Source organism: Acinetobacter sp. KS-LM10 (genome assembly GCF_036896575.1).
GTDB classification, from domain to species: Bacteria; Pseudomonadota; Gammaproteobacteria; order Pseudomonadales; family Moraxellaceae; genus Acinetobacter; species Acinetobacter avistercoris.
Window position 1 is genome coordinate 1,599,131 of record NZ_CP145906.1, and the last position, 12,355, is coordinate 1,611,485.

13 protein-coding genes are annotated in these 12,355 nt (G+C 37.7%); 7 read left to right on the forward strand and 6 right to left on the reverse strand.

Annotated elements, in window-relative coordinates; translation table 11 throughout:
- Window positions 1-9: 9 nt before the first annotated feature.
- The 3 genes from trmA to V5M36_RS07290 all read right to left on the reverse strand — a co-directional run bounded on the left by trmA (window position 10) and on the right by V5M36_RS07290 (window position 2,594).
- Window positions 10-1,095: a tRNA (uridine(54)-C5)-methyltransferase TrmA gene (gene trmA / locus V5M36_RS07280; protein ID WP_338563612.1), complete on the reverse strand. Its 1,086-nt coding sequence runs from the start codon at window positions 1,093-1,095 to the stop codon at window positions 10-12.
- Between the two features lie 91 nt (window positions 1,096-1,186).
- Window positions 1,187-2,086, reverse strand: a complete 900-nt coding sequence (locus V5M36_RS07285) for a LysR substrate-binding domain-containing protein (protein WP_338563614.1) — start codon at window positions 2,084-2,086, stop codon at window positions 1,187-1,189.
- Window positions 2,087-2,171: 85 nt separating this feature from the next.
- Window positions 2,172-2,594, reverse strand: coding sequence for an HD domain-containing protein (locus V5M36_RS07290; RefSeq protein ID WP_338563616.1), 423 nt, complete (start codon window positions 2,592-2,594; stop codon window positions 2,172-2,174).
- A gap of 221 nt (window positions 2,595-2,815) precedes the next feature.
- Between V5M36_RS07290 and V5M36_RS07295 the strand changes: the two genes are divergently transcribed.
- Window positions 2,816-3,142: a hypothetical protein gene (locus V5M36_RS07295; RefSeq protein ID WP_338564096.1), complete on the forward strand. Its 327-nt coding sequence runs from the start codon at window positions 2,816-2,818 to the stop codon at window positions 3,140-3,142.
- Window positions 3,143-3,363: 221 nt separating this feature from the next.
- Here the strand turns inward: V5M36_RS07295 and V5M36_RS07300 are convergent, their stop codons facing one another.
- Together V5M36_RS07300 and V5M36_RS07305 are read right to left on the reverse strand one after the other, a co-directional pair.
- Entirely contained in the window at window positions 3,364-4,713 is a 1,350-nt protein-coding gene (locus V5M36_RS07300; RefSeq protein ID WP_338564099.1) for a TrkH family potassium uptake protein, read from the reverse strand.
- Window positions 4,713-5,369 (reverse strand): potassium channel family protein, encoded by a 657-nt coding sequence (locus V5M36_RS07305; RefSeq protein WP_338563619.1) that lies wholly within the window; start codon window positions 5,367-5,369, stop codon window positions 4,713-4,715. Before V5M36_RS07305 ends, V5M36_RS07300 begins: the two co-directional genes overlap by 1 nt.
- Before the next feature lie 312 nt (window positions 5,370-5,681).
- Here V5M36_RS07305 and V5M36_RS07310 point away from each other — a divergent pair, with 312 nt between their 5' ends.
- Window positions 5,682-6,227, forward strand: a complete 546-nt coding sequence (locus V5M36_RS07310; RefSeq protein WP_338563621.1) for a hypothetical protein — start codon at window positions 5,682-5,684, stop codon at window positions 6,225-6,227.
- A 268-nt stretch (window positions 6,228-6,495) separates the two neighbouring features.
- On the opposite strand, the gene ilvA is transcribed toward V5M36_RS07310, so the two are convergent.
- Window positions 6,496-8,034, reverse strand: a complete 1,539-nt coding sequence (gene ilvA / locus V5M36_RS07315) for a threonine ammonia-lyase, biosynthetic (protein ID WP_338563624.1) — start codon at window positions 8,032-8,034, stop codon at window positions 6,496-6,498.
- Between the two features lie 106 nt (window positions 8,035-8,140).
- Here ilvA and rpiA point away from each other — a divergent pair, with 106 nt between their 5' ends.
- From rpiA to V5M36_RS07340, 5 genes are all read left to right on the forward strand, one after another.
- Window positions 8,141-8,812, forward strand: a complete 672-nt coding sequence (gene rpiA / locus V5M36_RS07320) for a ribose-5-phosphate isomerase RpiA (protein ID WP_338563626.1) — start codon at window positions 8,141-8,143, stop codon at window positions 8,810-8,812.
- A 93-nt stretch (window positions 8,813-8,905) separates the two neighbouring features.
- Window positions 8,906-9,577 carry a M48 family metallopeptidase gene (locus V5M36_RS07325; protein WP_338563628.1) on the forward strand — a complete coding sequence of 224 codons (672 nt, stop codon included), beginning with the start codon at window positions 8,906-8,908 and terminating at the stop codon, window positions 9,575-9,577.
- 23 nt (window positions 9,578-9,600) lie between these two features.
- Window positions 9,601-10,335 carry a hypothetical protein gene (locus V5M36_RS07330; RefSeq protein ID WP_338563630.1) on the forward strand — a complete coding sequence of 245 codons (735 nt, stop codon included), beginning with the start codon at window positions 9,601-9,603 and terminating at the stop codon, window positions 10,333-10,335.
- 138 nt (window positions 10,336-10,473) lie between these two features.
- Window positions 10,474-11,523 (forward strand): N-acetyl-gamma-glutamyl-phosphate reductase, encoded by a 1,050-nt coding sequence (argC, locus tag V5M36_RS07335; protein WP_338563632.1) that lies wholly within the window; start codon window positions 10,474-10,476, stop codon window positions 11,521-11,523.
- 79 nt (window positions 11,524-11,602) lie between these two features.
- Window positions 11,603-12,352: a DUF6776 family protein gene (locus tag V5M36_RS07340; protein ID WP_338563634.1), complete on the forward strand. Its 750-nt coding sequence runs from the start codon at window positions 11,603-11,605 to the stop codon at window positions 12,350-12,352.
- The last annotated feature ends 3 nt before the right edge of the window (window positions 12,353-12,355 follow it).

A 12,355-nucleotide genomic window follows, 5' to 3' on the forward strand; every position in this document is an offset into this window, starting at 1 on the left:
ATAAATTGTTTAAATTCTCTCTAAAACAACACCTGATTCGACATGATGGGTATATGGGAATTGATCAAACATTGCGAATTTTACAATACGATGAGTTTTTAACAATACCTGTAGATTGTCATATAAAGTGTCGGGATTACATGAAATATAAATAATACGTTCGAAGCCTTGAAGTAATTTCAATGTTTCATCGTCGATGCCAGCACGTGGTGGATCGACAAAGACTGTTTCAAAGTCATAACTTTGAATGTCAATATTTGCTTCTTGTAAGCGACGAAATTCACGTTGAGCAGTATATGCCTCAGTGAAATCTTCGGCTGACAAACGAGCGACTTGAATATTATCAATTTGGTTTTGTTCGATATTCCACTGAGCTGCATATACAGATGATTTTGCTAGCTCAGTTGCCAATACACGATTAAACTTTAATGAAAGTGGAAGAGTGAAATTACCGTTACCACAATACAGTTCGAGCATATCTTTTTCAGATTTCTCTATGCTTGAACATGCCCACTCCAACATTTTTTGGCAGACAATAGCATTCGGTTGGGTAAAGCTACTTTCAATTTGCTTGTACTGAAATGTACGATCAAATACCTTTAACTCTTCAACAACATATTCATCACTTAAGACGATTTTTTTGCCGCGGCTACGACCGACCATTTTCACATTAAGTTTTTGCGACAATTGCGTGGCTAATACTTCCCACTCTTCGCTTAAAGGTGCACGGTAAATAAGTGATACCAGCATTTCACCTTTTAAAGTCGAAAGAAAATGGACTTCGAATAAGCGATTAGACAAGATGTCATGACTTTTTAATTCTTCAAGTAAAATTGGCATTAAAGTATTAATGCTTTGATCTGCAATCTCGAATTCATCTATACGAATGACATTTTTGTGTTGACCATCTTCACTTCGTTCAAACATGGCATAGAACATGTCATCTTCAGTATGCCAAATGCGAAATTCCGCGCGCATACGATAGTGTTTTTCAGGAGAAGCAAAAACCTCTAATGCAGGTGGATTGTACTCAGCAAACTGTGTCTGAATACGTTCAATTTTGGCATCGAGTTGTTGTTGATAAGATGAAGTCATAAAAATTTAAAAAACTAGCACAGAGCAGAGGCGATGTTAACAAAGATTGGCCTATTTTTCTGCACAAAATGCACGCTAAAAATCTTATTCCTTATCTTTTCGTCAGCTGCTCTACCAAATAATCAATAAAGACTCGAACAGCAGGCAGTAGGCCACGACGCGATGGATAAACAGCATGTAAAATACCATGAGCTGCTTTCCATTCTGGCAGGACTTTAACCAACTCACCACGATCTACATAGTCTTGTACAATATTGTCTGGAAGCAAAGAGATACCACAGTTTTGACTGGCAAGTTGAGCAAGCATAATGAGGTCTGAACCCATTAATATCGGGTTGATTTTGATTTTAGTCGGCTGATTAAATTCATCATGTAAAACCATATGTTGATCTGTGTGTTCATCCACCATACTTAAAATACGATGATTGGTCAGATCTTCTGGTGTTTTGAGCATTCCAAATTCATTTAAATACGCTTGGCTTGCAAAGAGATGTTGTTCAATATTTTCAAATTTACGTATCACGAGGTTGGGGTCATCATCCAGATTAGAGCGCACACGTAAAGCGAGATCAATTCCTTCATTAATCACATCTACTCGTCGATTGCTCACAATCAACTGAACTTTGATTTCTGGATATTTTTTTAAAAACTCAGGTAGAATTCGAGACATTTCACTTTGTGCAACTGAAACGGGGAGGCTTACACGAATCAATCCTCGAGGTTGCTCACTTAAATGATCGATGAGATCATGAGCTGATTGAGCAGCATTCATCATCACTTGCGCATGACGATAAATATTCATGCCAATCTCTGTTACAGCGAAGTGCCTTGAACTGCGTTGAATGAGACGAACACCTAAGTTTTCTTCAAGATTATAAACGCGACGACTGAGTTTAGATTTTGGAATATCAGTGGCTCTTTCCGCGGCACTAAAACCACCATGCTCAACGACCAAAGCATAACAATAAAAATCATCTAAGTCTGACAGCATCTATTCATTCCAAAATTGCAACGGTGCGGCTATTTAAACGAACTGCGATGACCTTAGTCAATACACATTACGTTTATAAATTATCTCAACCTGAGATTAAAATCTGATGAACTTTTTTATATTCTTCGAGTCTAAGCAAGTCACCTGAAGAAGGCTGTGGAATTCGTGAGATATCCATATTGTCTGCGAGATCGGCTAGTTTTACTGCACGAGCTAAGGGGTTTTTAACTATTCGATAAGCAACTTCTATTCGATTTTCATCTTCTTTTTTAGTCAAAGCTATAACGGCATCAACGATTTCTGAGCTAAAACCTAAAGTAATTAACTCAACCACTGTGGTATTGGTATCTTCTAAAATATCGTGTAAGACGGCAACGATTTGTTGCGGCGTGGTTTTCATTTTAAGCATGACACGCAATGGATGTAGAATATAAGGCTGATTGGCTTTATCAACTTGCCCCGCATGTCTATTGGCTGCGAGAGCAATGGCTTTTTCAAGTGTAGACATGGCTTCCTTGTTTGATGAAAAGTAAAATGAATATTAAATCAGTCATCCTTAACGATATATTTGGATATGTTTTAGGTTGGATTTACGGTCTTTACTTCATTGAGTATTGAGCTTTATTTAAATCGAACTTTATTTAATCAGATCAATATTGAATAAACAAAGCTGTCTATTCAAAAATGTTCGAGCTGGTTAAACTACAGTTTTATTCTGTTCCAAAGATTATGACTTTTCAACTGATTGAGCTTACAAATAATCAAGCAAATGTTTCATGTCCACATTGTCAGCATGATGTCATTGATTGGAGTGAGGAGCAGTATGTGCAGCCTTGTGAACATACGCTTTTTATTGCTATGGATTTAGGTTTTGAATATATTTCAGATGGCTTTGAAAAGACCATGCCACATACAGTAGATGAGATACATGCAAACGATGAAAATCTAAAAGTGTTTACAGAGTTGAGCCAATCCAGTTTAAGTGATTTTACGATATATAAAATGGACTTGGGGGTTGAAGACTTAAACCGATATATTGGTTTTCACCCAGCATAAAGCCCAATCAAATAGCAAAATCAAAATAAAATTTGGAAATAGAACTTGAAATAAAAGCAAGATGAAAATAAGCGAAATTTAAACTAGGTCGAATTTAAAGCATAGTACCCTTAAGGTCGCTATGCTTGGTTATTGACGATACTTGGATAGAGATTGTGCTGAATGAGCGATCTTGATTGACGAGAGATCAATACTGGATAAAGTAGATTATTCAGTTAGTTTTAGCCAATTTGAATTTCAGTTTTAGGATGACTCAAGCGACTTTTTTGTGGTGTGGCAATCAAATAGGCTAGGGTGAGTGGGCCGAGTCGACCTGTAAACATGAGTAGCATCAGTACAATTAAACTCATGGGTTGCAGCTCTGAGGTGATTCCTCTGGATAAACCGACTGTACAAGCAGCGGACACTGCTTCAAACATCAAATCTAAAAAGTTTTTATTGGGTTCTAATATTAATAAACTAAAGAAACCCAAAAAAATCAGCATAGAGGTGATCGAGACAACCGCCAGCGCTTTGTAAGTGGTCGATGTGGGAATGGAATGCTTGAATACACGCAATTCGTCCGAGCGTCTTAGGAATGTAATAACACTCAGAACCATAATAATAAAGGTGCCGACTTTAATTCCACCCGCGGTACTGAGAGAACCACCGCCAATAAACATCAGCAACATCGTTACCAAAGTCGCGGGTTCACTCATATGAGCCATTTCCACACTGTTAAACCCTGACGATCGAGGTACTGTGGCATGAAACCACGCATTTAATGCTTGGTCACCTACAGACATCGAGGCAAGGGTGAGTGGATTGCTGGCTTCTATACTCCAAATCAACACAAAAGCGAATAGGTTTAATCCCGCAATCGTCGATAGAATCAGTTTGCTATTGGTGGAGAGTTTTCTCCATGAATGAGAGCGTTTGATATCCATTAAAACCAGAAATCCAATACCACCAATAATATAGAGCATACTAATGGTAAGGGTGATCATGTATTGTCCAGAAAAGCTCATTAAACTATTTGGAAAAAGCGAAAATCCGCCATTGTTGAATGCAGATACACTATAAAAAGCAGCATAAAAAAGGGCATCGGTAAAATCGTAACTCTGCATCCATGCCAACGTTAAAATAAAAGTCCCAATCGCCTCAAAAAAGAGCGAATAAATGAGGACGCCTTTCATGGTAAAACTGGCATTGGTGAGGCTGGTTTGACCAATGGTTTCTTGTGCCATAACCTGTTGTTTTAATCCGATTTTGGTCGAAAGACTCAGTGCTGCCAAGATAGCAAAGGTCATAAATCCGATGCCACCACACTGGATTAAAATCATGATGATGAATTGACCTAAAGTGCTATAGGCCTCGCTAATGTCGACAACCGATAAGCCCGTTATGGTCACGGCAGAGGTCGCGGTAAAAATGGCATCTAACCAGCTTATTTCTCCATGGTGAGAAAAAGGCATTTTCAGTGAAATTGAGCCTAAAATAATAAAGCTTAAAAAACCTAAGGCAAGCACACTTGGTGGGCTGAGGTTAATACTATTACTTTGCTTGTTAATCAATCTTGAATAAAACTTCATCATTTTTGTTTGAATCTCGATGAAAGTTTACGTAGGCGATCAACCGATCCTTCAAGAATTAAAATATCATCAGTTTGTAATAAAAGTCCGGGTGCAACCTCATAGATCATCAGCGCTCCCCGTTGTAGTAATAATGGTGTAACACCTTCACTTTGGTCAACGACATCTCTAAATTCAATACCTTTTAAATGAGCTCCAACCACAATTTTAACAATATAGTGATCATCATTGAGCGCCATATAGCGACGAACCATAGGGTAGCTTAGAGATTGGGCGACGCGAATTCCCATATCTTCTTCAGGGTGAATAATTTGGTCAATTCCTAAGTGTGAGAGGATCATATGGTGAGGTTTTGACTTTGCTTTGGCTAAGATCTTTTCTACACCAAGATTTTTTAAATGTAATACACACAGAATACTGGCTTCTATATTTTCACCAATTGCCACAACCACAGCATCACAGTTTTTTAGATTAAGCTCTTTGAGTACATATTCATCTGTTGCATCGGCAATTACAGCATGACTAATCGATTCTGAAATATTTTCAACATATTTTTTTTCACTATCGATGCCAATCACATCGTGTTTGAGGCTGGTTAACTCTAATGCAACTGTACTGCCAAAACTACCTAAACCGATGACTGCAAAAAGCGCCATAATTGCGTGTTCCTAAAAAATATTATTCATTGAAAATGGAATGTTTGTTTTAAGGTGTTGATCAATACTGGAGTTAACCAGATCATTAGTTTGATATTTTAGGTCAAATACACCACTGAACATATTCTTATTTTGTCGATAGTAAGTAAGGGGGAATTTAGAGGTCCTTTTATATTGAACGTTTTTGAGTTCTGAAAAAATTTTATATTCAGTCATCAGAGTTTTCAGTCATCAGAGTTTCATGATGCTTCTTTATGTTAATGAAAGTCAGATTAGAGCTTTGTATGAGTCTCATGAGGAGTGAAGCATAAAATGGATGAAAAGAAAATTTATAAAATATTGCAGACTTGGTTTCCTGTACTAGAACAAAAAAAAATTCCAATCAAAGAATTAAGAAGAAATTATTCAAATTTTGTGAATTGGTTGTCATATAAAGAATCCAGTGATATTGCTCATGCCTATTTGATGGCCTTACATAGTCAATTGAATCATGCTTATATTTTACAAAAAAGTACCGTATTTCAAAATAGTGGCATTAATCTGGATGAGATTTCATCGCGTATACAAGCACGACTGTCACCGCTGCTTGAGCATTATGAAAAATACCAATCTGTGATTGGAAGGTATTATAGTGTGCAAGAACAAATCAATGATATTGTGATGGAAGAAATTTATCATGCTGCGCAATTGATTGATTATGCAGTATTACTCATTCATGGGGATGAAAGCTATTGGTTGCTAGTTCCCGATGACGACGTCAAAATTGATAAATTTTGCTTACGTTTTAATAAACAGTTTAAGCATGAGGCACATCATATTGAACACTATGAGCCGATAGCGCAGTCATGGTCCTTATAATCCATTTTCTATTTCGCGATTAAACTCAACCTATTTCATCTATTAAAAATGATCATTGAGTGGCAATTAATGATCTGTAAAAATCCTCTTGCTTTGGGAGAAAATCAGGAGGAGTAAATACTCTTGATGAGTGTGTTTTGAGAATAATGTCTTCTGAAAAAACTCAATAAATGATCAATCTAAAAAACGATAGAAAAATATCAATTTTTGATGAGTATTAAAAAAAGAGCCATGATTGGCTCTTTTTTTATAGAACTAAAATGAATGATTATTTCAAGAAACGTTGATAACCAAGGTTGTTGGTTATTTCAGCATATGGATAGGTGATCGTTTCTAAAGTTTCAATTAATCCATCTGGATTCTGTTTGGCATCACTTGCTTCTAAGCCAACCAGCACACGACCTTCTGCTGCACCATGATTACGATAATGGAACAGGGTAATGTTATGCGTAGGTCCTAAGCGTTCCAAGAATGTGAGTAAAGCACCAGGACGTTCTGGGAACTCAACTCGGAACAGACGTTCATTTTCAAGATCTGCATGACCACCGACCAAATAACGAATATGCAGTTTAGCCACTTCATCATCAGAGAGATCATCAACATCATATTGTGATTTTAAAATCTCAAAAATGTCTTGACGTTCTTTTTCACCGCCTTTGAGGCTGATGCCGACAAACACTTGAGCGGCTGAAGAATGGCTGGCACGGTAGTTAAACTCTGTGATATTTCGTCCTTGTAGTGCACGACAGAAATTTAAGAATGAACCTTTTTCTTCTGGAATGGTCACAGCAAAAATGGCTTCTTTACGTTCACCAAGTTCAGTCCGTTCAGCAATATAGCGTAAGCGATCGAAGTTCATGTTTGCACCGCAAACAATCGACACCATGTTTTTATTTTCTATACCGTGCTCTGCGACGTATTTTTTAATCCCTGCCAAAGCCATTGCACCTGAAGGTTCAACGATGCTACGACATTCGTCATATGTGTCTTTAATGGCAGCACAAATTTCATCTGTATTGACCAAGACAACTTCACGTTCAACGATAGGGCCTGAGTTATCAGACTTCATGAGTTGAATTATTTCAAAAGGTTTTTCACCAATTTGAGCAACCGCCGTACCATCTGCAAATAAGCCAACAGTAGGCAGAATAACACGCTCATTGGCTTCAAAAGCCGCTTTTAAGCATGCAGATTCATCATATTCAACCGGAATAATTTTGACATGCGGTGCAACTTCACCGAGGTATGCAGCCACACCACCAATTAGACCGCCGCCGCCAACCGCTACAAATACGTAGTCTACATCACGCCATTGACGTAAAATTTCGTTGGCAATGGTACCTTGTCCAGCCATGACCAATTCGTCGTCATAGGGTGGAATAAAGGTCATACCTTCTTCTTGTGCTCGAGCTATCGCATATTTGTTGGCAATATCAAATGAATCACCGTGTAATACTACTTCGCCACCTAGACGTTTCACCGCTTGGACTTTGATGTCTGGTGTGGTTTTAGGCATCACGATAATGGCACGAATACCCAATTTTTGACCTGAAAGTGCAACACCTTGAGCGTGATTACCTGCAGAGGCCGTGATTACACCACGTTCAAGTTGAACTTTAGGAAGTTGGCTAATGCGATTGTAAGCACCGCGTAACTTGAAAGAGAATACAGGTTGTAAATCTTCACGTTTAAAGCGAATGTTATTATTTAGTTTTTCACTAATTCGTGGCGCTGCTTCGAGTGGAGTTTCGATAGCAACATCATAAACAGTTGCTTGTAATATTTGTCGAACCATACGAGACAGCATGTTAATTTTCCATCTAACAGTTTAAAATAGGCGCTTATTGTAACAAACCCCTGTACTTTTGGGCTGTAAATTCAGCATCAAATGTCAAAAATAGTTGAGCCAAGTTATGAGTCTGTATGCAACCCAAGATGAAAAGAAACAAGCCGCTGCTAAAGCTGCGTTAAAGCACTTACCGAAAGGCGGTATTTTGGGTGTTGGTACAGGAAGTACTGTGAACTTCCTTATTGAATTATTACCAGAACTTCAATTGGAAGCTGCGGTTGCAAGTTCAGAAGCAACAGCACAACGGTTGAAGAAATTGGGTATTGAAGTTGTTGATATGAACCATGTCGGTGGTTTAGATGCGTATGTGGATGGTGCTGATGAAATTGATCGCCATATGCACATGATCAAAGGTGGTGGTGCAGCTCTTACGCGTGAAAAAATTGTGGCGTCAATTGCGAAGAAATTTGTATGTATTGTCGATGATTCTAAATGGGTGGATCAGTTGGGTCGTGGTTTTGCTCTACCTGTTGAAGTTATTCCAATGGCGCGTTCAGCTGTGGCTCGTAAAATCGTATCTTTAGGTGGTGATCCTGTATATCGTGAAGGTGTCGTTACTGATAACGGTAATGTGATTTTAGATGTGCATAATTTAAATATCTTAAATGCATTACAACTTGAAAAAGATATCAATGACATTCCTGGTGTGGTGTGTAATGGTATTTTTGCAATTCAGAAAGCAGATATTGCTATTATTGCAACAGATAATGGTATTGAAGAGCGTACTGCGGTTTAATAATTTATTAAATCCCTCGAAGTCTCCCTTTGTAAAAGGGAGACTTCTCCCTCCTTTAAATGGAGGATTTGGGAAAATTAAAAAAGAATATAAATGACTCTATCCGACCTACCTGAAATTCAAATTACTCGAAATGTGCGTTCTACACGACTTCGCTTACGTGTGGACCAGACACAAATTCGTTTAACGGCACCTGTATTTTGTAGTAAAAGACAAATTCAAAGCTTTATTGATCAGTCTGAACAATGGTTGATTGAAACGTGGCAGAAACAACAAGAAAAAATCATTCAGATTGATAAAACCTTACCTCAAACGTTAAGTGTATTTAATTTAGATCGTCCTTTAGAAATTATTTATCAGACCCAAAAACATTGTTTTATTTTAAATAGCCAACATCAACTTCTGATTAGTGATCGTCAACCCGAGATTTATTTAAAAGCGTTTGTCATTGATTATGCTAAACAGTATTTACCTTTATATTTGAATGAGCTAAGTCAAAGCAGTGGTCTATCTTATGCAAAGTGCTCAATTCGACAGCCTAAAACCAGATGGGGGAGTTGTTCAGCCAAGCATGACATCATGTTGAATGCGGGTTTAGTACTATTTGCTCAAGAAGTTACGCGTTATGTTTGTGTGCATGAGTTGGCACATACCAAACACTTTGATCATAGTGCTCGTTTTTGGTCGTTAGTCGAAACACATGACCAAAACTTTCAACAGCATCGAAAGATATTAAAAACTACTCTCATGCCTTGGTGGTGGTGAGTTTGAAAATATAGGGGTATATGTTGGATAAAGATATTTGGGATATTTTAATAAAATTAGCACTGGCATGTTTTGGGGCTTGGACATTGTTTTATAAGCGTGCAGAAATATTGGGATATTTGCATAAAGACTATACTGCTAAGTTGGATTCAACAGTTCGATTTTTTGAGCAATTTTATAAAAAAGAAGCTGAAAAGCGATTAACTCTGGATCGCGCTGCTCAAGAGTTAGTGCGCTCTGATTTTGTGAATTACGATCTAGTTGTGTATTTAATTAAACTACATGAGCTTAGATTGATAAACTTTGATCAATTGATGAAACTATACAAATTTGGGCGTAAATTTTTAATTTACACAAACAAAGATATTGTTAGCTCGGATGCTTTTACATTAAAAATAAAGAAAGGACGTAAGGTAAAAAAACAAATAAAATATTGGAATATCCAATATGCAATTTTTGCTTCTCTTTTTCTTTTTCCACTGGTCTTTTGGGATATTTGGTTAAAAGGATTATTGAATCAAAATCTTAATGTGATTGCTTATATCTATTTGTTAGCTTATTTTGTTGGGTCTTTAATTTTAGCATTCTTGCCTTTACTTCAATCAAATGATTTAAAACATGCAGAGGATTTTATTGCTGAGCTAAAGGAAGCCGATGAACAATACAATGAGTATGAGGTATCAGAGAGGATGATACATGGAATTAAAGAGGCTAAAATAATTGGCAATATAAGTGAATACAAACGTAATCGTTATTGAACTATTCAACTACATAAAAATAATGAGCATTGTTACTTGAATAAAACACTCAATATCAAGCAAAACAGTTCAGAAAGATCTAACTTCCTGTCATACTTAGCCATTCGAAATGGATACATTTGATTTGAGGTAAAGCACGTGATTACAGTAGGTATTGTCGGTGGTACAGGTTATACAGGCGTTGAATTGTTACGTCTTTTGCTTCGACATCCAAATGTACAAGTTAATGTACTGACATCACGTACTGAAAATGGTCGCCGTGTAGATGATATGTTCCCAAGTTTACGTGGACATACAGACCTTTGTTATTCAGATTTAATTGTAGATGAATTAAAAAAATGTGACGTTGTTTTCTTTGCAACACCGCATGGTGTCGCAATGAAGCATGCGGAAGAATTAGTGGCAGCGAATACCAAAGTGATCGATCTTGCTGCAGATTTTCGTTTACAAGATTTAGCTGAATTTGAAAAATGGTATGGCATGCAACATGCGTGTCCTGAATTACTAAAAGAATCTGTGTATGGTTTGTCAGAGCTCAATCGTGAACAGATTAAAACGGCTCAAGTTATTGGTAACCCTGGTTGCTATCCAACGACAGTTCAGTTGGGCCTAGCACCATTATTTAAACACGCTGAAACGTTGGTGAAACCTGAAAGTATTATCATTGATGCGAAATCAGGCGTTTCAGGCGCGGGTCGTAAAGCCAGTCTGGGCATGATTTACTCAGAAAATGCAGATAACTTTAAGGCCTATGGTGTGGCTGGACATCGCCATCAACCTGAGATTGTAGAAGCATTGGAAAATATTTCAGGCTTAAAGGATGTGTTTAATCACATTGTGTTTGTACCGCATTTAGTGCCTATGATCCGTGGGATGCTGAGCACGATTTATGTCGACTTAACGGATGCAGGTGATACGCTAGACTTACAAAGCTTGTATGAGCAGTTCTATGCCAATGAGACGTTTGTAGATGTTATGCTAGCAAATAGTTCACCAGAAACACGTTCAGTTCGTGGCGCAAATCAACTCCGAATTGCACTGTACAAACCACAACCGAAAAAGTTGGTGGTTTTGTCTGTACAGGATAACTTGGTGAAAGGTGCGGCAGGGCAAGCTGTACAAAATATGAATTTAATGTTTGGTTTTGCTGAAGATGCAGGTTTACAAGGCATCGGATTATTACCATAAAAAACGCTTTTCAACTTCACACACATTTAACTTTAGCGTTAAATGTGTGTTTTGATACTAATAATATTTAGAGATAACGATGTCTAACACAGAAATTCATAACTTACCGCAACCTAAAGAAAAGGCTAAACAGTCTTTTTTAAAAGAAAACACACCACTGTTGCTCGGTGGAGTGGTGCTTTGTGCAGGAAGTATGTTGCTGGGTTATACAGTAGGCCATCGACAGGGTTTAACTGTGGTGGGTTATGATGCCGATGCTGAGCAATTAGTAGAGGTTGTTGCAAAACAAAAGAGCGAATTAACTAACTTAAATAAAACATTAAATACGGCAACGCAAGAGCGTGATGTTGCAGTTACCAATTCGAATGATATGTTTGCTGCGCTAAATCAAGCCAAAGCAGATAAAGTTCAGATTGAAGGGATGAGTGCGATTTATCGAGAAGTTTTACGTCAGCGCGGCGGCTTGAGCCTGATAGTGCAGAATCTTGATGTAAAGGCTTTACCTGAAAATGCCTATGAATATCAAATTGATCTTGTTCAAGTGAGTCCAAGTAAACGCCGAGCTACTGGTGAGGTTGAGTTAAGATTAATTCAAGGCACAGAAGTTTTACTTGTGCCGATTGCGGAAAATCGTTTTAACTTTGAAGATTACCAACGCTTAACAGGTCGCTGGACAATGCCAAAGGGCTTTAGTCCACAATTTATTGAAATTCGTGTAAAGGGTTCAACCCCTGTTACAAAACGTTTCAGTTGGCAACGTGGGCAAGCTGTTGAAACACCATCAGCTTTTGCAGCAGAAATTCCACAAGCCGCTGCAAACTCCCAATAATTT